Annotated in this window: 17 protein-coding genes; 8 read left to right on the top strand and 9 right to left on the bottom strand. The window is 49.3% G+C overall.

Translation table 11 applies throughout. The features are described from left to right. From WKT13_RS08810 to mfd, 4 genes are all read left to right on the top strand, one after another. Positions 1–1,134, top strand: a complete 1,134-nt coding sequence (locus WKT13_RS08810; protein ID WP_340323597.1) for a metallophosphoesterase — start codon at positions 1–3, stop codon at positions 1,132–1,134. 14 nt (positions 1,135–1,148) lie between these two features. Beyond that, positions 1,149–1,907 carry a lysophospholipid acyltransferase family protein gene (locus tag WKT13_RS08805; protein ID WP_340323596.1) on the top strand — a complete coding sequence of 253 codons (759 nt, stop codon included), beginning with the start codon at positions 1,149–1,151 and terminating at the stop codon, positions 1,905–1,907. 128 nt (positions 1,908–2,035) lie between these two features. Next, on the top strand, positions 2,036–2,785 hold the full coding sequence (locus tag WKT13_RS08800) for a polyprenol monophosphomannose synthase (protein WP_298618523.1): 750 nt from the start codon (positions 2,036–2,038) through the stop codon (positions 2,783–2,785). Next, positions 2,785–6,195 (top strand): transcription-repair coupling factor, encoded by a 3,411-nt coding sequence (gene mfd / locus WKT13_RS08795; protein WP_340323595.1) that lies wholly within the window; start codon positions 2,785–2,787, stop codon positions 6,193–6,195. The genes WKT13_RS08800 and mfd overlap by 1 nt, the downstream gene beginning before the upstream one ends. A gap of 49 nt (positions 6,196–6,244) precedes the next feature. On the opposite strand, the gene WKT13_RS08790 is transcribed toward mfd, so the two are convergent. Together WKT13_RS08790 and WKT13_RS08785 are read right to left on the bottom strand one after the other, a co-directional pair. Then, positions 6,245–7,717, bottom strand: a complete 1,473-nt coding sequence (locus WKT13_RS08790) for a calcineurin-like phosphoesterase family protein (RefSeq protein WP_340323594.1) — start codon at positions 7,715–7,717, stop codon at positions 6,245–6,247. Positions 7,718–8,525: 808 nt separating this feature from the next. Further along, positions 8,526–9,890 (bottom strand): TrpB-like pyridoxal phosphate-dependent enzyme, encoded by a 1,365-nt coding sequence (locus WKT13_RS08785; protein WP_298618517.1) that lies wholly within the window; start codon positions 9,888–9,890, stop codon positions 8,526–8,528. Positions 9,891–9,986: 96 nt separating this feature from the next. Here WKT13_RS08785 and WKT13_RS08780 point away from each other — a divergent pair, with 96 nt between their 5' ends. Continuing rightward, on the top strand, positions 9,987–11,441 hold the full coding sequence (locus tag WKT13_RS08780; protein WP_340323593.1) for a sodium:solute symporter: 1,455 nt from the start codon (positions 9,987–9,989) through the stop codon (positions 11,439–11,441). Positions 11,442–11,641: 200 nt separating this feature from the next. Here the strand turns inward: WKT13_RS08780 and trxB are convergent, their stop codons facing one another. Continuing rightward, positions 11,642–12,589: a thioredoxin-disulfide reductase gene (trxB, locus tag WKT13_RS08775; protein ID WP_298618513.1), complete on the bottom strand. Its 948-nt coding sequence runs from the start codon at positions 12,587–12,589 to the stop codon at positions 11,642–11,644. 4 nt (positions 12,590–12,593) lie between these two features. Further along, on the bottom strand, positions 12,594–13,142 hold the full coding sequence (locus tag WKT13_RS08770; RefSeq protein WP_340323592.1) for a glutathione peroxidase: 549 nt from the start codon (positions 13,140–13,142) through the stop codon (positions 12,594–12,596). A 211-nt stretch (positions 13,143–13,353) separates the two neighbouring features. Between WKT13_RS08770 and WKT13_RS08765 the strand changes: the two genes are divergently transcribed. Next, positions 13,354–14,010 carry a hypothetical protein gene (locus WKT13_RS08765; RefSeq protein ID WP_340323591.1) on the top strand — a complete coding sequence of 219 codons (657 nt, stop codon included), beginning with the start codon at positions 13,354–13,356 and terminating at the stop codon, positions 14,008–14,010. 410 nt (positions 14,011–14,420) lie between these two features. On the opposite strand, the gene WKT13_RS08760 is transcribed toward WKT13_RS08765, so the two are convergent. From WKT13_RS08760 to WKT13_RS08740, 5 genes are all read right to left on the bottom strand, one after another. Further along, positions 14,421–15,347, bottom strand: a complete 927-nt coding sequence (locus WKT13_RS08760) for a DNA/RNA non-specific endonuclease (protein ID WP_340323590.1) — start codon at positions 15,345–15,347, stop codon at positions 14,421–14,423. 126 nt (positions 15,348–15,473) lie between these two features. Next, positions 15,474–15,725 (bottom strand): type B 50S ribosomal protein L31, encoded by a 252-nt coding sequence (locus WKT13_RS08755; RefSeq protein ID WP_294460918.1) that lies wholly within the window; start codon positions 15,723–15,725, stop codon positions 15,474–15,476. Positions 15,726–15,820: 95 nt separating this feature from the next. Continuing rightward, a complete protein-coding gene (locus WKT13_RS08750) occupies positions 15,821–17,476 on the bottom strand; it encodes a carbohydrate binding domain-containing protein (protein WP_340323589.1) in 1,656 nt (551 codons plus the stop codon). 38 nt (positions 17,477–17,514) lie between these two features. Next, positions 17,515–18,360, bottom strand: a complete 846-nt coding sequence (locus WKT13_RS08745; protein ID WP_298618506.1) for a DUF5689 domain-containing protein — start codon at positions 18,358–18,360, stop codon at positions 17,515–17,517. 12 nt (positions 18,361–18,372) lie between these two features. Beyond that, positions 18,373–20,922 (bottom strand): TonB-dependent receptor, encoded by a 2,550-nt coding sequence (locus tag WKT13_RS08740; RefSeq protein ID WP_298618504.1) that lies wholly within the window; start codon positions 20,920–20,922, stop codon positions 18,373–18,375. Between the two features lie 923 nt (positions 20,923–21,845). Here WKT13_RS08740 and WKT13_RS08735 point away from each other — a divergent pair. Both WKT13_RS08735 and WKT13_RS08730 read left to right on the top strand, forming a co-directional pair. After that, on the top strand, positions 21,846–22,898 hold the full coding sequence (locus tag WKT13_RS08735) for an endonuclease/exonuclease/phosphatase family protein (RefSeq protein WP_298618503.1): 1,053 nt from the start codon (positions 21,846–21,848) through the stop codon (positions 22,896–22,898). Beyond that, the gene (locus WKT13_RS08730) at positions 22,895–23,521 is read left to right on the top strand and encodes a uracil-DNA glycosylase family protein (protein WP_340323588.1); all 627 of its coding nucleotides are present in this window, start codon (positions 22,895–22,897) and stop codon (positions 23,519–23,521) included. The genes WKT13_RS08735 and WKT13_RS08730 overlap by 4 nt, the downstream gene beginning before the upstream one ends. Positions 23,522–23,544: the final 23 nt, after the last annotated feature.

Here is a 23,544-nt window from a genome sequence, read left to right as displayed (position 1 = left end):
GTGTTGGCAATTGTGTTGCCTGATGTCTACGTGTATGTCCGCTATCTGCGTCGCCGTACCGATCTCAGCCTTCTGCAGCACATGCTGTGGTGGGTGCCGGGCATTATTATGACTGCCTATACTATCGGTCTGTCGCTTATAAGAGATTTCGCGCCTGGTGATATGACGTGGCTTAATGTATATCTTTTCATGTTCGGTCTTATCATAGTGCCGAAACTGTTGTTTGTCACGTGCTCATTCGCAGGTCTTATTGCACGACGTGTTTTTTCGCTGAAGCGTAACTGGGGCAATTTTGTAGGCATTGTACTTGTGCTTTTTTCCTTGTACATGCTCATTTATGGTTCTACCGTAGGTGTACGTAAGTTCACTGTGAAACATGTCAACCTTTATTTTGATGATCTTCCGTCTGCTTTCGACGGATACAGAATAGTGCAGTTCACCGACCTCCATGCCGGTTCTATTGAGGCAGAATTGGTCGAACGCACCGTAGAGACAATAAACTCGCTCGACGCCGACGCCGTGGTCTTTACCGGAGACATACAGAACATGTTGCCGGATGAACTCAACCGTTATGACACGGAGCTCTCATCGATTAAAGCAAAGGATGGAGTGTTTTCGGTGCTTGGCAATCATGACTATAGCATATACGTGAATGCCGATTCTTCCATATGTATGGCAAACGAGCGTAGGCTCATCTCTCTTGAGCGCAGCTATGGCTGGACACTTCTCATGAATGAGCATAGGGTGATACGCCGTGGCTCTGACTCCATAGTTATTGCAGGCGAGGAAAACGGCGGAAAGGCACCTTTCCCACAAAAGTCCGACCTTAAAAAGACTCTTTCCGGTGTGTCATCAGGTACTTTCATAGTACTGTTGCAGCACGATCCGTCAGCATGGCGTCGCTACATACTGTCCGGGTCAGATGTGCGTCTTACTCTCAGCGGTCATACACATGGCGGACAGATAAGCATGTTCGGACACCGTCCGACGCAGCTTTCCGGCGTTGAGGATAGCGGACTCTATCGAGAAGGGCGCCATTTTCTGTATGTCTCCACCGGCGTGGGCGGCCTTGTGCCATTCCGTTTCGGTATTGCTCCCGAGATAGTAGTTTTCACATTGCATAAAATCAAGTAAACAATAAATCATACATGAAGTATTTATATCGAGCTTATCAGTTGTGCATCGCACTTCCTCTTATTGCAGTTCTCACTGTGCTTACAGCCGTTACGGTTATTATTGGCTGTCATATCGGCAACGGACATTTCTGGGGATATTATCCCGGAAAATGTTGGGCGTGGTTCATTGTGCGCATTCTTCTTCTGCCGGTCAAGGTGGAAGGACGTGAGAATCTCGACAAAAACAGTTCCTATGTGTTTGTGGCCAATCATCAGGGTGCATTCGACATTTTCCTTATCTACGGATTCCTCGGACGTAACTTCAAGTGGATGATGAAGCGCCAGTTGCGCAGTGTGCCGTTTGTAGGCAAGGCATGTGAGGCCGCTCACCACATATTTGTCGACAAGCGTGGTCCGAGCAAGATACGCGAGACCTATGATAAGGCGCGCAATACACTTCGCGACGGTATGTCACTTGTTGTCTTCCCCGAGGGAGCACGCACGTTCACCGGCCACATGGGAGTGTTCCGCCGCGGTGCATTCATGCTTGCCGACGAGTTGCAACTGCCTGTTGTACCTCTTACAATCAACGGTTCGTTCAATATCATGCCCCGTACACGCGATATGAAATGGGTGTGCCGTAATCCATTGCGCCTCACAATCCATAAGCCTATAATGCCTGTAGGGCAGGGACCGGAAAACATAAAGCATGCGGAAGAGACAAGCTATAAGGTTGTGATGAGCGGACTTGTGCCGGAGTATCAGGGTGCGGTCGACAATCCCGACCAGTGAGTCAGCCTGATGCAGAAGGTGTTGTGCCGTTCTGTTTTATTTTGTCTGATAAAGTTTTTTATGACGCAACAGATACATACTATGAGTTTTTTTATGTAAGTTTGCAATGTTAATAATACGATACGACGATGAACCGCAGTGACAGTGTAATAATTATACCGACATATAACGAGAAAGAGAACATCGAGAAAATAATCAGAGCGATATTCGCTCTTGAGAAGTTCTTCCACATACTTGTGATCGACGACGGCAGTCCCGACGGTACGGCTGCCATTGTGAAGCGGCTTATGGCTGGAGAGTTTGCCGATCGCCTTTTCATCATTGAGCGTTCCGGCAAGCTCGGATTGGGCACAGCATATATCACAGGATTCAAATGGGCGCTCCAGCACGATTATGAATACATCTTCGAAATGGATGCCGATTTCAGTCATGATCCGGCCGATCTGCCACGCCTTTATTCGGCATGCCATGACGAGGGCTACGATCTTGCTATAGGCTCGCGCTATGTAAGTGGTGTCAATGTGGTGAATTGGCCTATGAGTCGTGTGCTCATGAGTTATTTCGCGTCGCAGTATGTGCGTTTTGTTACAGGCTTCAAGGTGCATGACACCACAGCCGGTTTCAAGTGCTATCGTCGCCGTGTGCTTCAGACAATACCGCTCGACGAGGTGCGTTTCAAGGGCTACGGCTTCCAGATTGAGATGAAATATACAGCCTACAAGATAGGTTTTAAGATAAAGGAGGTACCGGTTGTCTTTGTCAATCGTCGTGAGGGCACGAGCAAAATGAGCGGTGGAATCTTCGGCGAGGCTTTCTTCGGCGTGATGCGTCTGCGTTGGGACGGCTGGTTCAGGAAATATCCGAAGATAGCAGAATAATGAAAATAAACGATATAAAGTCCGTATACGGCGCGTTGCCGCAATGCGGCGCCATTCTCCAGGCTTTGGGTCAGGATTCTGTCCGGACGCTCTTTCTGCAGGGCCTGTCGGCTTCGGCCGCGCCTGTATTGTTTTCTGCCATTGCCGGAAAACTCGGCAAGACAGTTGTGTTCATTCTTCAGGATGCTGACGAAGCCGGTTATTTCTATCATGATCTTACGCAGATAATGGGGCAGGACGACGTGTTCTTCTTTCCGTCTTCCTACCGTCGTGCCGTGAAATATGGTCAGCGTGATGCTGCAAGCGAAATATTGCGCACCGAGGTACTCAGCCGTCTGGCGCGCCGCAGAACCGAGAAACAGTCGTCATTATATATTGTAAGCTGTCCTGAAGCGGTGAGCGAGCTCGTTGTTTCCAAAACCCGGCTCGACGAACGCACACTTACTCTTTCTGCCGGACAGACCGTTGACCTTGTTGAGGTACAGCGCACGCTGCGCGAGTTCGGTTTCTCTGAGGTTGACTATGTTTACGAACCAGGTCAGTTCGCAGTGCGTGGCAGCATTATGGATGTATATTCCTTCAGTTCGGAGTGGCCTTTCCGAATAGACTTTTTCGGCAATGAGATAGATACCATACGCACATTTGAAGTGCAGGATCAGCTCTCCCGCGACAAGCGGGACACCGTAGAGATCGTGCCCGAACTGGCACGTATGGCTGACGAGAAGATGCCTTTCACTTCGTTTCTTCCATCCGACACACTTCTCGTGGTGAAGGATATGCTCTATCTGCGTGAGACTGTCGGGCGTATATATCAGGAAGGTTTCTCGTCGCAAGCCATGACCGAACGGCTTGAAGGAGCCACAGAGACCGAGCAGGCAGAGATAATGCGTGACATGCGTCGCGACAATCAGCTTGTCAGTGGCACTCGGTTCTCAGAAGAGATTACCTCTTTCCGCCGTATCGAGATAGGTCATAATGCCACAGGTACGCCCGATGCAACCATCACATTCAACATCACTCCGCAACCGCTATTCCATAAGAATTTCGATCTTCTTACCCGTTCTCTCGAGGATTACCGCCTCATGGGCTATAAGCTCTACATCCTTGCCGACAGCGAGAAGCAGACAAAACGTCTGCGCGACATATTCGACAGCGAAGAGATAAAGGCCCGCGACTACGACATAAAGTTCGAACCGGTGGACAAAACCCTGCACGAAGGATTCGCCGACAACGACCTGCGTGCATGCTTCTTTACCGACCACCAGATATTCGACCGCTTCCATAAGTACAGTCTGCGCAGCGATACTGCACGCTCGGGCAAGATGGCTCTCACCATGAAAGAGCTTCAGGAGATGGAGCCGGGCGACTTTATTGTGCATGTGGATTTCGGTATCGGCAAGTTCGGTGGCCTTGTAAGAGTGCCTGCAGGCGACTCGTACAAGGAGGCAATACGTATCATTTACCAGCATGGCGACATAGTGGATGTGTCGATACATTCGCTATACAAGATTTCGAAATACCGTCGCAACGGGGCCGGCGACCCACCACGCCTGAGTACACTTGGCACAGGAGCGTGGGACAGACTGAAGGAGCGCACCAAGAAACGTATCAAGGACATTGCGCGAGACCTCATAAAACTGTATGCCAAACGCCGTCATGAGAAGGGCTTTGCCTTCAGTGCCGACACTTTCATGCAGCACGAACTGGAGGCCAGCTTCCTTTATGAGGATACTCCCGACCAGCTCAAGGCCACGCAGGAGGTGAAGGCCGACATGGAGAGCTCGCGTCCAATGGACCGTCTTGTTTGCGGCGACGTGGGCTTCGGTAAGACCGAGGTGGCCGTGCGTGCCGCCTTCAAGGCAGCCTGTGACAATAAACAGGTGGCTGTGCTTGTGCCCACCACGGTGCTGGCTTTTCAGCATTACCAGACCTTCCGCGACCGTCTGCGCGATCTGCCGGTACGCGTTGATTATCTCTCTCGTGCACGTTCAGCCAAACAGACACGGCAGGTCATTGAGGACCTGAAGGACGGAAAGATAGATATTCTTGTTGGAACGCACAAACTGATAGGCAAATCTGTTGTATGGCACGACCTCGGACTGCTCATCATCGATGAGGAACAGAAGTTCGGCGTATCTACAAAGGAGAAGCTGCGCAAGCTGAAGACCAATGTCGACACGCTCACGATGTCGGCCACACCTATACCGCGCACCCTGCAGTTCTCGCTCATGGGAGCACGCGATATGAGCATCATGCGCACTCCGCCTCCCAACCGTTATCCCATACAGACGGAGCTTGCCACTTACGGCCATGAGATAATTGCCGATGCTATAAACTTCGAGATGAGCCGCAACGGACAGGTATATTTTGTCAACGACCGCATATCCAATCTGCCGGAGATAGCAAACCTCATACACAGATACGTGCCTGACGCACGCGTGGCTATAGGACACGGACAGATGAATCCCGACGAATTGGAAAAGATACTCATGGGATTCATGAACTACGACTACGACGTACTGCTCTCCACCACCATTGTGGAGAACGGTATCGACATATCCAACGCCAACACCATTATAATAAACGACGCCCACCGATTCGGTCTGTCAGACCTTCATCAGATGCGCGGACGTGTGGGACGTTCCAACCGCAAGGCGTTCTGTTATCTGCTTGCGCCGCCCAAATCGGTGCTCACGCCTGAGGCACGCCGCCGTCTTGAGGCACTGGAGACATTCTCCGACCTTGGCAGCGGATTCAATCTGGCCATGCAAGACCTTGACATACGTGGTGCGGGCAACTTGCTTGGAGCCGAGCAGAGCGGATTTATGGAAGACCTGGGATATGAAACCTACCAGAAAATTCTGAATCAGGCGGTTACAGAACTGAAGAATGATGAGTTTGCCGATATATATGCTGAGGAGATAGCCGACGGCAGACAGCTATCCGGCGACGACTTTGTGGAGGACTGCGCCGTAGAGAGCGATCTGGAGATGTACTTCCCCGACACCTACGTTCCTGGCAGCAGCGAGCGCATGTTGCTCTACCGTGAGCTTGACAATATCACCGACGACCGTGAGCTTGATGACTATCGCCAGCGGCTCATCGACCGTTTCGGTCCTGTGCCTCACGAAGGAGAGGAACTCCTGCAGGTGGTTCCGCTGAGGCGATTGGGCAAGCGTCTGGGATGTGAGAAACTCATTCTGAAACAGGACAGCATGCGCATGCAGTTCGTATCAAATACAGCCAGTGCATACTACAAGAGTCAGGCTTTCGACAAAGTGCTGCGCTATATAGGTAACAATCCGCGGCGCTGCAATCTGAAAGAGATTTCTGGCAAGCACATAATGATAGTTTCCGGTGTGAAGACTGTTGGTGACGCCGTGGCGGTGTTGCGCGACATAGACCGTTAAACAAAAGCGGCAACCCGTAAGGGCTGCCGCTTTTGCATTCAGTGTTGTTTTATTTCTTCAGTTTGAAGTCGGTTATCGCCGGCCGCGGACCTTCATTTACTATGGTCTGGCTGTACTCTTTGCCGAACCGATTGGTGAACACCACCTTTATGTTGCGGTATCTTCCCGTGGGTTTTGCCCTGAAAAGATGGCGCGTCTTGCATATCTGTGCCGGCAGAGGTTTGGTGCGCAGGAACATCTCGTCGTCGTCGCTTATCTGCTCCATGCGTCCCATGTATTTACCGTCCTGATACCATGCGACGCGGCAATGAGAGTCCCAGTCCCATATATTGGCCACTACGTACGTGTTTTGTGTGCGGAACTCACCAACCTTGTAAAGGCGCATCTGATACTCGGGTGGGCGGTTTGTGCCCTTATAGCTCCATTTTATGTTTGTTCCGTTGATGTCGGCTATCAGATAACCGTTTGGTGCTCCGCATCGGTTCATGTTGCTTGTCCACCATGCTCCGCACGCTGCGCCTATGTTGTGCTGATAGAGCCGCTCGGTCACCTCCACGTTTTCATAGAAGTGAGTGTGCCCGCAGAACACGTGCACGTTGCGTCCTGCCAGCGCTTCTTTCAGCTCGTCTGCATTGGTTATGTTGTCTTTCTTCTCATAATTGTTCCACACCGGCGCATGCATGTTTATCAGAATGAGCATGCTGTCGGGCACGTAGCTGAGGTCTTTTTTCAGCCATTCCATGTCGGCGGGCATGATGGTCTCCTCATATTTGTGGTTGCCCTTGTAGTTGATGTTGTTTATCGTCACTACGTGCACCTTGCCTATGTTGAACGAATAGTTCAGCGGGCCGAACTGTTGGCAGAAGTTCTTCTCGGCATAGTTGGCCGCTCCAGGCTGCTGGTTGGCGGCACTGGCGTATGCCTTGTTGAAGTCGTGGTTGCCTATACACTGAAACACGGTCATCCTGTTGTTGCGCAGTGACGTCTCGAACTTGCTCAGGAAGGGCATGTTGTCGAACACAAGGTCGCCAAGTGTCATGGCCACCACGTCACCAGTGCGTTTGAGCGAGTCGGCGCTCTGCATGATGTCTTTCACCGTTTCCGTGGTCCAGCGTTTCAAGTCCGACGCCGTACGCAGCTGAGGGTCGGATATTGCGATGTAGTGGAAGCTTGTGACGGGTTTCTCACGTTTGTTGAGTACAAACACGTTCTGTTCTGTCTTCATGGCCGTGCGTACGGTTTTGTAGAAACCGCGCGCTATGCCGTTGACAGCCGGCAGCGTGTAGTTGGCCGGGGTGCTGATGCTGATGAATTTGCTGACAAGAGTGTCTGTAGGCAGAGTCCATGCACCTTTCTTGTCTGTGATGGTGAAGTTGGTTCCGTTGTTCACCACAACGCCCTTTATGCCTTTTCCGGTTGCGTCTTTCACATAACCTTTGATTGTTATCGACGTAGTGTCTCCGGCCTTCATGCTCATGAGTCCAAAAGTCAGAAAAAGGTATAACAACAGTTTTTCTTTCATAATGTCTTATTATTATGTTTGTTTGTCGTTGTTGCGGGAGCGGCGGCTGATAGTCTTCCGCCCCTTTTTCTTATACAAAGGTACAGATTATTTTTTTCAAAACATTTTCTTTAGTGTTAAGATGTTGTCAGTATTGTTTGTGTGGAGGATGAAAGGACACGTAGGACGTGTATCCTGCGTGTGTATTTGCATATTTATGCATTTCTGAAAGTAAAAAATTTTGACAATAAAATTTTTCAAAATAGAAGTTCGAAAACAGTAAAATCTGTATAAAAGATGAATATAAATACAATTCCTTTGTCGCTTTCTGATGCGTGTTGCGCGAAAGAGCCTTTATTAGGGTGCGGAATGCAGCATTTGAGGTGGTCATACAGTCTTTATCAGGCGATGGAATGGGCTTTATCACACCCTGATAAAGGCTTTATCAGACAGCCGTAAGGAGCATATCAGACCGCGTTTTTGCGTAAACGACTGATGTACAGAGTATTGGCTTATGTCTTTAAAACTCGCGTATATGCATGCAAAAAATTTTTTCTGACTTTCATCGACACTCTCGTGAAGTTGACGGTGAATAAATATTCATCAGTTTCGGTACCGACTGTATATTTATACAAAATGGAGAGTGCCGGCAGAGAGGTAGGATGAAAAATAAAAGCGACAACTTTGCTGGTTGTCGCTTTGTATGTATTTTACATTATGTTTTGAGTCATAGATGTTCCCGCTCTGTTTGTATCTTATTGTCTGCAGTCCTGTTTGGGGTCGTCCGGTAGGGCATGAGTAATGACGATGCGGAGCGGGTGCTGTCGTTTCAGTCCACTTTAGGCACTCCGGCCAGATATTTCTGTATCTCCTCGTCGCTGATGTTGTAGTTGGCAAGGTCGCCGTTGAGATAGCTGTCATACGACGGCATGTCGATGAGTCCGTGGCCGCTGAGGTTGAAGAGTATCACCTTCTGTTCGCCACTCTCCTTGCATCTGTTGGCCTCGCGTATGGTGGCGGCTATGGCGTGACAGCTCTCAGGTGCTGGCACTATGCCCTCAGTGCGCGAGAAGAGGAGACCCGCCTCAAACGATTCGAGTTGGGGAATGTCCACACCGCGCATCATGCCGTCCTTGAGCAGTTGCGATATGATGACTCCCGCACCGTGGTAGCGCAGACCGCCGGCGTGTATGTTAGCCGGTTTGAAGTCGTGGCCGAGGGTGAACATCGGCAGCAACGGAGTGTAGCCGGCCTCGTCGCCATAGTCGTAGCGGAACTCGCCGCGTGTCAGTTTAGGACAGCTCGACGGTTCGGCTGCGATGAATTCGGTCTTGCGTCCTTCGAGTATGTTGTGGCGCATGAAGGGGAAGGCTATGCCTCCGAAGTTGCTTCCGCCGCCGAAACATGCTATCACCGTGTCGGGATATTCGCCGGTCATGGCCATCTGCTTCTCTGCCTCAAGACCTATGATGGTCTGGTGAAGGGCCACGTGGTTGAGCACCGAACCGAGCGCATACTTACAGTTGGGTGTGGTGGTGGCCAGCTCTATGGCCTCGGATATGGCTGTGCCGAGCGAGCCGGAGTTGTTGGGGTCGCGCGTGATGATGTCTTTTCCGGCACGTGTCGACATTGAAGGCGAACCGGTGACGGTGGCACCGAAGGTGCGCATTATTATTCCGCGGTAGGGTTTCTGGTGGAGTGTTATCTTCACCTGATAGACGGCTGCCTCGAGTCCGAACACCTTGGCGGCGTAGCTCAGGGCTGCGCCCCACTGTCCGGCACCGGTTTCGGTGGTTACGTTGGTTACGCCCTCCTCGCGGCAGTAGTAGCATTGGGGCAGGGCGGAGTTTATCTTGTGCGAGCCGAGCGGGTTTGCGCTTTCGTTCTTGAAGTAGATGTGGGCAGGCGTGTCGAGTGCTTTCTCCAGTGCATAGGCACGCACGAGCGGAGTGGCGCGGTAGTATTTGTACATGTCGAGCACCTCCTCGGGTATGTCTATCCAGGCATGTTCGGTGTCAAGTTCCTGTTTGCTGCATTCCAGGCTGAATATATGCGCGAGGTCTTCTGCCGTGAGCGGTTTTTTTGTTGCCGGATTAAGAGGCGGAAGAGGTTTGGTAGGCATGTCGGCCTGAATGTTGTACCACTGTGTGGGGATGTCTGACTCTTGTAATAGAAAACGTTTCTGCCTGTTCATATTTTTACTCGTTTTGGTAAATATGGTTGCAAATGTAACGATTTTATTTATAAAAACGACAAATTGATGATAAAATCGTTAACTTTGCATCTGTTTATGATTATATTATACACTTTATTTGCATATTTTCTGGTTCTGCTGCTCATAAGCCATGTGACGGGCCGCAGAGCCGACAACAGTACTTTCTTCAGTGGTAACAGACGGTCGCCGTGGTATATGGTTGCCTTCGGTATGGTGGGCGCGTCGATATCGGGCATTACCTTTGTGAGCGTTCCCGGCATGGTGCTTACGAGCGACATGACGTACATTCAGACCTGTATAGGTTTCATATTCGGCTATTTCGTCGTAGCATTCGTCCTGCTGCCGGTTTACTACAGGCTGAGGCTCACAACCATATATACTTATCTGGACCACAGGCTCGGGCGTCAGGCTTACAGGACAGGGGCCGCTTTCTTCCTGTTGTCGAAGATGACGGGCTCGGCGGTACGCTTCTATGTGGTGTGCGTCATACTGCAACGCTTCGTGCTCGATGCCCTGGGTGTGCCGTTCGTGGTGACGGTTGTGGCCATGGTGGGGCTCATATGGCTTTACACCCGGCGCGGAGGCATAAAAACACTTGTGTGGACTGATACGTTCCAGACGCTCTGTATGTTTGCCGCTCTGATACTTATTATATATAATGTGGCGCGCCATCTGGGCATGAGTATGGGCGAGGCGGTGGATATGGTGGCCGCCGACAGCCGCAGCCGGATGTTCGTGTTCGACGACTGGATGACGAAACAGAACTTCTGGAAACAGTTTCTCAGCGGCATATTCATCGTGATTGTGATGACAGGACTGGATCAGGACATGATGCAGAAGAACCTGACGTGCAAGACGTTGCGCGAGGCTCAGAAGGACATGTGCACCTATGGCTTCGCCTTTGTGCCTGCCAATCTGCTGTTTCTCTCGCTCGGTGTGCTGCTCGTGGCGCTTGCGGCGAAGGATGGAGTGGCGTTGCCTGCGGCGGGCGACGAACTGTTGCCCATGTTTGCCGCTACCGGACGGATGGGCATGGCTGTGGTGGTGATGTTCACGGTTGGTGTGGTGGCGTCGTCGTTCTCGAGTGCCGACTCTGCACTTACGGCTCTCACTACAAGCTATTGTGTGGACCTGCGTTCACGTCCCGGCGACGAGAAACTGCGCAAGAAGGTGCATTTCGCCATGTCGGTGGCTTTTGTTGTGTTCATACTTCTGTTCCATTCGCTCAACAGCACGAGTGTGATTGATGCCATATATGTGCTGTGTTCATACACATACGGACCGTTGTTGGGACTGTTTGCCTACGGTCTGCTCACCAGACGGGGTGTGTCGGGGCACATGGTGCCGTGGATAGCGGTGGCTTCGCCGGTGATTTGTTTTGCGGTGGACAGTCTTTCAAAAACTATGTTCGGCTATACTTTCGGCTATGAACTGCTGATGCTCAACGGTCTGCTGACTTTTGCAGGACTGTGGATAACGGGCAGAAAGGAAGCTGACGTGGAAAGTATGAATGTGGAGAAGGCGCGTTGAGACGGTGAGAAAAGACAGTTGGGTGGAATAGGAAATGTTATGATGGCGCCACCTATGTTACAGAATAAAGACGTAAAAAGGCAATGTCCCGGAGCGGGCATTGCCTTTTTGCATATTTGTTCATGTATTGTTCAGTCATTGTGTGCCCGTGGATAATTCTCCGTTGGGCTGCTTGTGTGGCGCGCAGACATGCCGTACGGTTATTTGCCGGCAGCAGCGAGATAGCGCTCAGCCTCAAGAGCGGCTTTGCATCCTGAGCCTGCTGCCACGATGGCCTGACGGTATACGGAGTCGGCGCAGTCGCCTGCAGCGAACACTCCGGGTATCTTTGTGCGCGGTGTGCCGTCGATGGTCTGTATGTATCCGGCCTCGTCGAGGTCGAGCCACTCACGGAACACGTCGGTGTTAGGTTTGTGACCGATGGCGAGGAAGAATCCGTCGATGGGCAGATCGTAGCGCTCTTCGTCAGGCTCGCCTTTGCGTTTCACCACGTGAGCGCCTTCTACGCCGCTTTCGCCGTAGAGACCCACGGTGTTGTGTTCGTAGAGTATTTCTATCTTCTCGTTGTTCTCCACACGGCGCTTCATTGCTTCTGATGCGCGCAGATAAGGTTTGCGCACAATCATATATACCTTGTTGCACATGTGTGAGAGGTAGTCGGCCTCTTCGCATGCGGTATCGCCGCCGCCTACGACAGCCACTGTCTTCTTGCGATAGAAAAATCCGTCGCATGTGGCGCAGGCGCTGACGCCCTGTCCGTTGTATTTTTTCTCGTCGTCGAGACCGAGATATTTTGCGCTCGCTCCTGTAGCAATAATCACTGTGTCGGCCTCAATCTCGTCGCCGCGGTCTGTGGTGAGAAGGTAGGGAGCCTTGGAAAGGTCGGCCTTGACAATTATTCCGTCGCGCACGTCGGCGTCGAAACGCTCTGCCTGGTTGCGCAGATCCAGCATCATCTGGTTGCCGTCAACGCCCTGCGGATAGCCGGGGAAGTTTTCCACCATTGTTGTCTGTGTTAGCTGGCCGCCTGTCTGCAGACCGCAGTAAACCATCGGATGCAGGTTGGCGCGTCCGGCGTAGATGGCCGCAGTGTATCCGGCCGGGCCGCTGCCTATGATGAGACAGCGTGTATGTTCTCTGTTTGCCATAGTCTTAAAGGAGTTCTTCTATTTGTTTTGAAATGTTTTCGATGCTTTCAGTGGGTTCGAAACGTGCCACAACCATGCCTTTCTTGTTTATCAGGAATTTTGTGAAGTTCCATTTGATGTCGGCTTTCTGTTTGTAGTCAGGGTCGGCCTCGGAAAGCAGTTTCTCAAGAACCGGAGTGAGCGGATGGCTCTCGTCCCAACCGGCGAAGCCTTTCTGCTGTTGCAGGAACTTGTAGAGTGGGTCGGCGTCTTCGCCGTTTACCTTGAGTTTCTTGAAACGCGGGAACTCTGTTCCGTATGTCAGTTTGCAGAAGTTGTGTATTGATTCGTCTGTGCCCGGAGCCTGCTGGCCGAACTGGTTGCACGGGAAGTCGAGTATTTCGAAACCTTGTGAGTGGTATTTTTCATAGAGTTTCTCGAGCTCTTCGTATTGTGGAGTGAAACCGCATTTGGTCGCGGTGTTGACAATGAGCAGCACTTCGTTGGCATACTCTTTCAATGATACGTATTTTCCTTTTCTGTCTTTTACTGAGAAATCGTAAACGGTTTTCATTTTTTCTTAGTTGGTTTGTCTTTATGCGACAAAGATAAGGATTTTAAACGAGTAAGAACAACGCTTTGGGCATAAATTAATCTAAATGGTAGGAAAATCCGCATAAACTTTAGGGAAATTCCTATTGACAAATATGAAATTCACCTTTGCGGTGTATCATGAATTTCGATATCTTTGCAGTAGAATAAAATCAATAAAAAAACATACAGCTATGAAACACTTGAAACTCTTTTGGGCGACTCTGGTATTTGGAGTGCTGCCGTTCTCTTTCACAAGTTGTGATGATCCGTGGGGATGGGATTACTACGATTATTACGAAGACTGGTATTATGACTATAACTGGTATGACGATGCGTTCGACTATGGTACGGAGCGTCTGAAGCTCATGGCGAGCACTCTGCGCGGTCATTGGGAAGGAACAATGAGAAATGAATATACCGACGACTTCGGACACCGCGTTTATGTGGACATGTATGTCTACTTTGAGTTTGACCAGTACAACAGCCGCTCGCTGAACGGACGGGGACGTGAGATAGACTATGTAGGCAACGAAAGTCAGGAACTGCGTTTCTCATGGTATATCGATCCTCGGTCGGGAGATATACATATAAGATATGACGGCAGCGGATATACATTCGTTCTGGATTCGCATGGAAACAGTCAGACTTCCGGATTCAGCCTCAGTGACGATTACTTCAATGGAGTGATGGAGGGTGTGAACAACGACGAACTCATCTATTTCGACTGTGTGCGCACCACATGGGCCAAACCTTCACTGCCGTGGACAACGCAGAAAAAGGCTGCAGCGGACAATGACAGCATAAAGCTCAAATATACGGAGAATCTGAAGTTCAGAAGTAGAAAGTAGAGCGCAGACCGGCATGATGCGGGCTGCCGGAGTGCCGAAGAAAAGGCCGTCCGGACGGAAGTCCGGACGCCTGCCGGGAGATAAAGCCCATACGGCGTTCTGAAAGAGCCCGAACGACGGTATGAAACGGCCCGTATCGATGCCTGATAAAGCCCATATCGCACCCTGAAACGGGCTGTATCAGAGCTTAAAACAGACTGTATTGCAGACGAAGAAAACAGTGGTTGATACCGGCTTGATGGATAAAGGCAGTTTGTTATTCTGTCAGGCCTATGCTGAAACAGATGGCATGGCAATATCATAACGGACATAAAAAGCAACAGGCAGGAGCAAATGATGTTCCTGCCTGTTGCTTTTTATATGCCGTCATCGGTTATAATGGATGACAACATGTTGGTATTCATCGTCTGTTAAAGTCCCCATGCCTTGATGGCAATCTTGCTTTCAACCTCGTTTTCGGTTTTGTCGGGAAGATTGCAGAAGAAATCAATGCCGGTCTTCTGTTCCAGTTCGTCTATTGTTATGGCGTAATCGGCAAGGTCATCATACGTTTTCCACTCGTTTTTCTGCTCTGCCCAGAACGCTATGGCACGGTAGCCCTGGCTGTTCTTCAGCAGACATGCCATGAAGAAATATTTGGGAACAATGAGTTTTCCCTGCACTCTCTTGATGATGTTGCTTTCCTTGTCTATGGTGCCTCCCTTGCAGACGTAGAGTGTATCGGTGGTGGCATTGGGCGACCAGCTTCTTACTTTGTCTTCCATTCTCACCCAAAGACCTTCGCCCTGGTCCTGTCCTGACGAGCTGTAACCGTTGAACTTGCGGTATTGCGGCTGCATGTTGGTGAGATAGAATGTCTGTTCATTGGCTTTGTATGAATATTTCCTGTCGGCGTTGGGGCAGATGTGGCCGTGGTCGAATCCAGAACCGTAGAAATAATCTTTGTCGAGATATTGAGAGCTTGAGAGCTTCGGATCGAACAGATAGCCGTCAACCACCCGGCTGTAATTGCCTGTATAGCCGCGGTGCATCTGATAGCACGACCAGCGCTGGGCCTTTTTGTCGCAGTCCCATTCAACGCAATAGTTCACTTCGTCGCGGTCGTACTGCTTGTCGCCGGTTGTTCTGTTTACAAGCACAATGCTGTTTCCGCCTTTCAATTTTGGAAATTCGAGTCTGGCAACCGCGGCATCTGTAGTAACTACATTCCTGTTTGCGTTTACTTCAGTGGGCGCTGTGCCACTGCCACCGTCGCCATTGTTGTCGTCATCGCTGTTGCATGAATACAGTGCAAAAACGAAACTCAACAGATAAATAAGATATTTCAGTTGTTTCATAAATATGGTGTTATGGGGTGAATAATTGTTCTCCTGAAATATAAAGAATAAAAAAAGTGTATTCCTGCGTATATGCAACTACGCATGAACACACTTTCCTTATATAGTTAAATATATATGATATATTTATTTGCGTGTCTTACCGTAACGGCTCATGAACTTATCCACACGACCGGCAGAGTCAACAAGCTTGTTCTTACCTGTGTAGAACGGATGTGATGAACTGGAAATTTCGACTTTTACCACCGGATAAGTCTCACCTTCAAATTCTACTGTCTCTGTAGTCTTGCATGTAGAACGTGTAAGGAACATATCGCCGTTGGACATATCCTTGAATACGACGGGGCGATAGTTTTCTGGATGAATACCTTTTTTCATTTTAGTTTAAATATAATTGTTAGAATATAATATCACGTAACAGGCTGCAAAATTACGAATAATTCTGCAGCCTGCCAAATATTTATGCGATTTTGTTATTCAATGATAGTGGTTTCACCTGTTGTAAGAGTGAAATCATCTATAAGTAAGTCGCCGCCCGGGTTCTTTGAGTTCATTATAAGTACACAGTATGTACCGTCTGCATCAATTGTGAATGTGTGGGTAACTTCGATCCATTCTGTATTTGACAGATTGTTTGAATATTCTCCGTACTTGTAAGAACCTACTTTTCCGTCAGTTACCTGAACATATCCAGGGCAGAGGGATGCGCCGGCAGCGGTAGCAGCCTTAGCATAGAATCTCATAGTGTATTCGCCTGCTTTGAGTTCCATTTCCTTATAAGAAATGCGCTTGTTGGATTTAGAATCACCTTTTACCAGAACTGCATAACTGCCGCTGTGCTTGTCTGTGCTCATGGAAAGAGTTGCATTGCCTGCAGTAGATGTTGTTGACCAGTTGTTTGGAAGTCCTTCAACCCAAGCCTCAAAATCTCCGTTCGGTTTTGTGAGGTCGCCGATGTTGCCGCTAGGAAGGTCTTCAACAGAACCTGCTTTTACGGACAGACTCTTCACTTCCCATGTTGATGATTGTGTATCGTCGCAAGTATGACGGAGAGCTATGACAACTTTGCTGCCCATGAATTCTGCAGGAATGTTTACTTTCTTCTCTTTGAATGTGAAGCTTGAACCCATGCCGTCAGTGTTGTATTCTATTGTCTGCCAAGTTGCGGTTTTTACATCTCCTGTATAGTTCTTGCTGATTACGATAGAGTTGTTGGCATTGATGTCACCTTTTTCGTAGTTGATGGCATGGTTGATTGTGATGTATGCCTCTGTTGCTTTAGTGAAATCAATTTCCGGAGATACGAGGAATGTTACACCAGCCTGGTTCTCTTTGGTTCCGTCACCGTTGAAGTCCTGGAATCCGGTTACCATTGCACTTGAATAGTCATTATACCATTTCAGTGTACCGCTGGCTGATGAAGAAGTGAAATTGCCGAGTGATGAAGAGAAATCCTGGTCGATGAAAGTACCTTCTGGCAGTTCGCCTTCACCGCCACCTTCTTCTTCAACCTTGCCGACCTGTACTTTCAGACTCTTAACCTCCCATGTAGAAGATGATGATTCGTTACATGTGTGACGCAGTGCTATGACAACTTTGCCGCCCATATATTCAGATGGAATGTTCACGCTCTTCTCTGTGAATGTGAAACCTGTGTTGAGGCCTTCCGTATTATAGTTCAGAACCTGCCATGTAGCGGTTGTTACATCACCTGCGTAGTCCTTGCTTATGACGATGGAGTTGTTTGTGTTGATGTCACCTCTTTCGTAGTTCAACGCGTGGTTGATGGTGATATAAGCTTCTGTTACTTCTGTAAGATCGATTTCCGGACCAACGAGGAATGTCACACCTGCCTGATTCTCTTTGTTGCCGTCGCCGTCGAAGTCCTGGAATCCGGTTACCATTGCGCTTGAGTAATCATTGTACCAGTTCAGGTTTCCGCTTGCAGCTTTTGATGTGAATTCACCCAGTGATGATGTGAAGCTCTGGTCGAGGAGCACGCCTTCGGGCAGTTCCTGACCTCCGCCGTTGTTGTTCGGGTCATCGTATGGTGCCGGAACGTCTTCGCAACTTGTGAATGTGAATGCTGCCATTGTAAGGGCAAACACTGAATATAATATCTTTTTCATAATGTTATCTTTTTGTTGTTAGTATAATATTATTCTGTTTATTTTACTTCTTCAACGTCGTCTATCGAGCGGATGATTATCTCCCATGAGTCGTTGTAGCGTTTGAAGATACCTGTTATGTTGCATTTGCCCTGCGGAACTACGCGTCCGGCGAAGTCGCTGTAAGCAGATGTGTATATCATGACGCTGTTCGGCTGTTCGTTGAAGTTGAGACTTACAGACTGGCTTCCGTTAGGATCGGAGAATGTTGTGGTTTCTGATGCGCCCTTGATTGTGACGTTCTTTATCACACCGAGCTTTCCGCTGTCCTTGTCGAAAGTCCATGTTGTCTTTGCACTGCCGTCGGCAAACACCTCAGGTTCAATCACTTTGTATCCGCCTGTGATCTTGAAGTGTTCCTGCCAGAGGAATCTGTTCATGCGGCTCACGTAAGTGTTGCCGTTCTTGTTGGTGTAGAGAGTTCCTATTTCGGCCTGTTTTCCGTAGTTGCCCACATAGAGGTCTTTCAGTTCAACGAGTATTTCGGTTCCCACTGGCAGATAGCCGTTGATGCCACCCTGTGCTATTGCGATGATGATGGCGCCGGTCTCGTCCTGCACTGCAATCTCATTGTAGATGTTGCCCTGCACGTCGTTGCCGGTGACGTAGCCTTTTATCTGCAATGGTTCGGTCACCTTCTCGTAAGAGTAGGATGTGTTTATTTTGTCCTTGTACATCTCTCTCACTTCGGCGATGGTCTTCAGATTGGTTTCTTCTATTGAATTGTTTCCGTAAGGAATGTTTGTTCCGTTTGGATCTTCCCAGTCGTCGTCCATGCATGACGTGAGAGTCATGCCGCAGAGGAGTGCGAGCATTATGAGCTTCAGATATTTCATATTTTTCATAATTGTCGTGTTTTAGAATTTGTAAGCAATGTTCAGCATTCCGTTAGTTCCGTAGGCATAGAATTTCATCGGATTCTTAGAGAAGCGGTATGCTCTGATGTTTCCGGAGTTTGTGTAGTCGCTGCGGCTTTGCTCATATCCACCTGTGCAGATATTCTGGTTGTTCAGAATATTGGTGATCATGAGGTTGATAGAGAGCGATCCGCGTTTGAGATATATGCTGCGGCCGATTGAACCGTCGAGCATGAATCCACCTTTGCCTTTTGCCTGTGCAAGTGCAGACTCGCGTATGTTGCCTTCGTTGTCGAACACTCCGCCTGTTGCGCTCTGACGTGCGTCGAGTGTGCTTTCGTAGCGATAGCACGGAGAGTATGACAGATAGATGCGGTCGTAGTAGTTGCAGTTAAGGTCGAGATACCATCCGCCGCTGTGATAGCTCAGTCCGAGGCTTGCTGCTGTGAGCGGGGTACCTGCGTCGCGCATGTTCTTGTTGTATACGGTCTCGTCGGTGTATGTTGCCTTTGTTGAGTTCATGTAGCGCACGTGTGCGTTGTTGATGATCTTGGCGTCGCTTATTGTACCGATAAGGTTCACGTCGAATGCACTTGTCACCTTGAATTTCAATCCTGCTTCAACTCCGTAGTACTCTTTCTTCATGTCGGTGAGTGACACGTAAGAGAATGAGTTGATATCGTCGAAGTAGTAGTTCTGCCAGTCGGTCACGTTGGTGAGTCGGCTATAGTAGGCGTTGATATTGGCGTGGAGCCATGAGTTCTGCAGCTGATAGCCGAGTTCTGTGCTGAATACGCGTTCGTTCTTGAGATTGAGCACGAAGTCGTTATTGATTTCGGGCGATGCGAAAGCAGTTCTTGCCTGCGGTGCGCGGTGCTCATAGCCTACACCGAGCGTGATTGTGTTGCCGCGTCCGAGGTTGATGTTTGCTCCGAACTTGGCTCCTCCGTCGAGGAACTGTGCGGTCTTGCTCTTGCCGTAAGAGTTGTTTGCGGCCATACCGTTACGCATGTTACCGTTGCGCTGCATTGTGGTGTATCCTATTTTTGCAGCTACTGTATAATGTATCGGGCCGTAGTTCTCGCTGTAGCTTGTCCACAGTTTGCCGTTGTTCACGAGCAGATCGTAGTCGTAACCAAAGCGGTCGCCTTCCTTTACGAGGGCGTCGCGGTGGTTCAGGTCGTACTGTATTTCGTCGGCCTCACGTCCGTATGTACCCAAAGCGTAGGTGTTGATGTTGTGATAGATGGTAGCTCCCAGCATGTCTTCCATTGTCTGGTAGTGCATGCCTTTGTTGGTAGCGGCTATGATTCCGAGGTTCCATGCCTTGTTCTTGTCCAACTGCTTGTTGAGTGTGGACGACAGTGTGAATGTCAGGGCGTCGTTGTGTTTTGCCTGTATGTAGTACATGGCGTCGAGTCCCTGTGCCGAAACCTGTGAGTTGGAGTAATACAGACGGTCCCAGTTTATCTGTCTGTTTGCTTTCGAAGCTGTCCAGTACTGGTAAGCCATATTCCAGTCGGCCAGGTTCTGCTCCGTACGGTTGTTGTAATCGGTCTCATCCCATACGTCGTAATAGCTACTCGGCATGTTCTTCCAGTAGTTGGGGTGGGGATTATCAGCATTGTTGTAGTTGAGTTTTGTGCTCTGATACATGCTGTATTTTCCCATAAGTGACGTAGTGAGCTTTGATTTGTCGTCGATGTTCCAGTCCCATGTGAGGAGTGCAGTGGGCGCGAAGTCGTTCACAATACGTGAGTTACGCTTTTTGCCGTTCTGGTATCCCCAGTAAGGGTTGTAGTACTTGTCGTTAGACAACCAGTACATCTCGTCCGTACCGGCACCCTGTGATGCACGCTCTGTTGGGTTACCCCATGTTGACAATGACAGAGAGTGGCGGCCGTCGCCGAACACCTTCTGCACGCCGAGGAAGTATGAGAGCGAGTTGTAGAAGGTTCCTTCCACATAGCCCTCGTTGGCCCAGCGGTAGGTGATGTTGCCAGAGAAGGCCCATCCCTTGTCGCTCAGTCCGGTGTTGAATGTGTACATACCGCGCAGGGTGTAGTTGCGGTTGGCGCCGCTGAGTGTTATTCTATGCCCTGTCGGCATGTTGGCCGGTCTGAAGTTGTAGTTGTTCGCTCCGCCCATGCCCGGCATTGCGAACGTGTTGCTCTCGAATGGGAGCGATGATTCCATATTGCGGGTCTGCTGGTTCAGACCTCCAACTAGAGAGTAGCGGAACTGGCCGCTTTCCATGTCGTTCATCGGAACGCCGTTGATATAGACATCATTGAATTTCTGATCGAAGGCGCGATAGCGGAAGCGTACGGGAGAGAAGAGGTATCCCACTTCGCTTGCATAGATGTTGGAGTTCGAATTGACGATTGTCACGTTCTGTGACATGTCGTCATCTTCACCCAACTGCGCTTCTGTGAATGTGAATGCCGTTTCGCTTAGCGCTGCGGACTTCAGCCCTATGGAGTCTTGCTGTGCATGTGCCAAAGACGAGCAACAAAGGGCCATCACTGCTAATTTGAGCTTCTTTTGCATGTGTTTGAAAATTATAAATTGTTTGTCTTGCAAAGTAAGAAAATTATTTTTAAAGTCAAAAGATTTTTTTATTAAATTTTCGTGATTTATGTGTTTTGTGATATGATGTATACTCTTTCGGAACAATAATGGTGAATATTCGGAATGCGTTTGTGTCAGAGCGCTTTACATAGCCTTGCCGGCGGTGGTCCGGCGCATGTTGTAACGGGAGAATTAAACCGTCCGGCAGGGTGGTGATTTGGGATTTTTGGACGAAATTAAGGTTACCTGAATGTTAACAGTGTTAACGTCTCTGCTGATGTTTTTTAACATTTCGTTCTTTCAAATCAGATATGTTCCCGTGCGTTTTTTATACCTTTTCACAGCATCATCACCCTTGTCTCCATGTCATAGTCATGCTTAGGTGTGGCTGTAAAGCCTTTTTGGTATCCCAAGAATGCTTTTTTCGTGTGTCGGAATGGGCTTTATGAGGTGATGAAAGAGCCGTTATGGCAGTGTGAAAAGGCCTTTTCTGCAAACCGGATATTGGACGGTCACCGGATGACGGTCGTACGATCAGTTGAATGTCAGAAGGTTGTACTCAAACAGTATTTTATATTGTATTCTGAGTTTTTTAGTCAGTGTTTGTGCAATGTGTGTATTTCTGTGCATTTAAATGTTAAAGGACAGAAGGCTGTGCGAGTTTTTGTGTGCGTATATTTAATTATTATTGTGAGCCGGTCGCGGGGCTTATGTGTGGTTGCGCTAGTGTCTTGCAGTAGTATAATATATAAAAACGTATGGCATTGTGATTAAATTTTTATGAAATATACAATTTATTCAAATTTATTACCGATATTTGCAGAAATTCGCTGTTGCATCAGGCTGTGTCTGAAACGGTGACGCGGGTTCATGGGAGTGAATAGTACATTGTATATAAAGATATGAAAAGATTTAATTTTTTGCTTTTGGCATTGCTGCTGCTCTCGGTCAGTCTCGGAGCGTCAGCACAGAAGAAATACTCGGCATACGCCGTAGGGTTCTACAATCAGGAAAACTTGTTTGACACATGCCACGACGAAGGCAAGAACGATCATGAGTTCCTGCCATCAGGTTCGTATCACTGGAATGGTCTGAAGTACTCCCACAAGTTGCGCAACATGGCTCGTGTGCTTGCCGATATGGGCACCGATGTGCTGCCCGGAGTGGGATGTGCCGTCATCGGTGTGAGCGAGGTGGAGAATGCCAAGGTGCTCACTGACCTTGTTGCACAGAAACCTCTGGCCGAGCGAGGTTATCGCTATGCACACATCGAAGGTCCGGACAAGCGTGGTGTTGACTGCGCCCTGCTTTACAATCCGGCTCTGTTCACCGTGCGCGATGTCAAGTTGGTGCCTTATGTTCCGGAAGGCTCTATGCCAAAAGACTACACAACACGTGGATTCCTCACCGTCAGCGGAACTCTTGCCGACGAACATGTGACGGTCATCGTGTGTCACTGGCCAAGCCGTTTTGCCGGTTCATACTATCGTGAAGTGGCCGGAGGACAGGTCAAGGCTCTCAAGGATTCGCTCATGAAGGACGATCCTGATTGCAAGGTTATTGTGATGGGCGACATGAACGACGACCCGATGAACAAGAGTATGAGTGAGAAACTCTCTGCAAAGGCCGAGATAGACGAGGTAGGCAAGGACGATATGTATAATCCCTGGTACAACATTCTCAAGAAAGAGGGCCGTGGTACTCTCATGTATGGAGGTTCGTGGAATCTGTTTGATCAGATTGTCATGACGCCTAACATGCTAAACAAGAAGGGTAGCAAGGATTTCTCTACTTTGAAATATTGGAAAAACCAGATATTCTCACGTCCGTATCTCTTCCAGACCGAGGGAAAGTACAAGGGACAACCAAAACGTACCACAGCCGGAGGTATATGGCTTGACGGATTCTCCGACCACCTGCCGGTTGTAATATATCTGGTTAAGGAACAGAAATGAGACCTGTCGGTTCAGACATACAGGATTTGCGGTCTGTTGTAGTTCCCGAAGTGGAACGCCATCCGTTTGAACCGTTCCTGCCGGAAGGATGTCGCCTGCTGATGCTCGGCAGTTTCCCTCCGGCAGAAAAACGTTGGGCCATGCGTTTCTATTACCCTAATTTCACCAATGACATGTGGCGCATCTTCGGTCTGTGTTTTCATGGCGACAAGATGCACTTCGTCGATCAGGAGCACAAGACATTTCGTCTGGAGCTGATAGTACCGCTTCTCCGTCGGCTGGGCATTGGACTGTACGACACGGCACAGGCCGTACGCCGTCTCAAGAACACTGCATCGGACAAGGATCTGGAGGTGGTGGAGCCGGTTGATCTGAAGGCCATGCTGCACTCGTTGCCTGACTGTCGGGCCGTGGTGGTCACCGGACAGAAGGCGTGTGATGTGCTTTCAGCATGTTTTGGTATAACCGGTCAGCCTGCCGTAGGAGAGTATGTCGCCTTCGATTTCGAGGGACGTACACTCAGACTCTACCGTATGCCAAGCAGTTCACGTGCCTATCCGATGAAGGTGGAGCAGAAGGCCACATACTACAAACCCATGTTCGAGCGCGAGACTGGGCTCTGACCGCGAAGGCGCACAGCCGCCCG

It is taken from the genome of Prevotella sp. HCN-7019, assembly GCF_037890215.1.
Taxonomy (GTDB): Bacteria; Bacteroidota; Bacteroidia; order Bacteroidales; family Bacteroidaceae; genus Prevotella.
The sequence above is the reverse complement of the archived record's forward strand: the minus strand, read 5'-3'. Positions and strand labels throughout refer to the sequence as shown.

What these genes read in the sequence shown, in the direction of transcription:
- WKT13_RS08740 (WP_298618504.1), bottom strand. Translation starts at nt 20,922, where the DNA reads ATGCAAAAGAAGCTCAAATTAGCAGTGATGGCCCTTTGTTGCTCGTCT.
- WKT13_RS08760 (WP_340323590.1), bottom strand. Translation starts at nt 15,347, where the DNA reads ATGAAACAACTGAAATATCTTATTTATCTGTTGAGTTTCGTTTTTGCA.
- WKT13_RS08755 (WP_294460918.1), bottom strand. Translation starts at nt 15,725, where the DNA reads ATGAAAAAAGGTATTCATCCAGAAAACTATCGCCCCGTCGTATTCAAG.
- trxB (WP_298618513.1), bottom strand. Translation starts at nt 12,589, where the DNA reads ATGGCAAACAGAGAACATACACGCTGTCTCATCATAGGCAGCGGCCCG.
- WKT13_RS08785 (WP_298618517.1), bottom strand. Translation starts at nt 9,890, where the DNA reads ATGAACAGGCAGAAACGTTTTCTATTACAAGAGTCAGACATCCCCACA.
- WKT13_RS08770 (WP_340323592.1), bottom strand. Translation starts at nt 13,142, where the DNA reads ATGAAAACCGTTTACGATTTCTCAGTAAAAGACAGAAAAGGAAAATAC.
- WKT13_RS08790 (WP_340323594.1), bottom strand. Translation starts at nt 7,717, where the DNA reads ATGAAAGAAAAACTGTTGTTATACCTTTTTCTGACTTTTGGACTCATG.
- WKT13_RS08765 (WP_340323591.1), top strand. Translation starts at nt 13,354, where the DNA reads ATGAAACACTTGAAACTCTTTTGGGCGACTCTGGTATTTGGAGTGCTG.
- mfd (WP_340323595.1), top strand. Translation starts at nt 2,785, where the DNA reads ATGAAAATAAACGATATAAAGTCCGTATACGGCGCGTTGCCGCAATGC.
- WKT13_RS08745 (WP_298618506.1), bottom strand. Translation starts at nt 18,360, where the DNA reads ATGAAAAATATGAAATATCTGAAGCTCATAATGCTCGCACTCCTCTGC.
- WKT13_RS08780 (WP_340323593.1), top strand. Translation starts at nt 9,987, where the DNA reads ATGATTATATTATACACTTTATTTGCATATTTTCTGGTTCTGCTGCTC.
- WKT13_RS08730 (WP_340323588.1), top strand. Translation starts at nt 22,895, where the DNA reads ATGAGACCTGTCGGTTCAGACATACAGGATTTGCGGTCTGTTGTAGTT.
- WKT13_RS08750 (WP_340323589.1), bottom strand. Translation starts at nt 17,476, where the DNA reads ATGAAAAAGATATTATATTCAGTGTTTGCCCTTACAATGGCAGCATTC.
- WKT13_RS08805 (WP_340323596.1), top strand. Translation starts at nt 1,149, where the DNA reads ATGAAGTATTTATATCGAGCTTATCAGTTGTGCATCGCACTTCCTCTT.
- WKT13_RS08800 (WP_298618523.1), top strand. Translation starts at nt 2,036, where the DNA reads ATGAACCGCAGTGACAGTGTAATAATTATACCGACATATAACGAGAAA.
- WKT13_RS08735 (WP_298618503.1), top strand. Translation starts at nt 21,846, where the DNA reads ATGAAAAGATTTAATTTTTTGCTTTTGGCATTGCTGCTGCTCTCGGTC.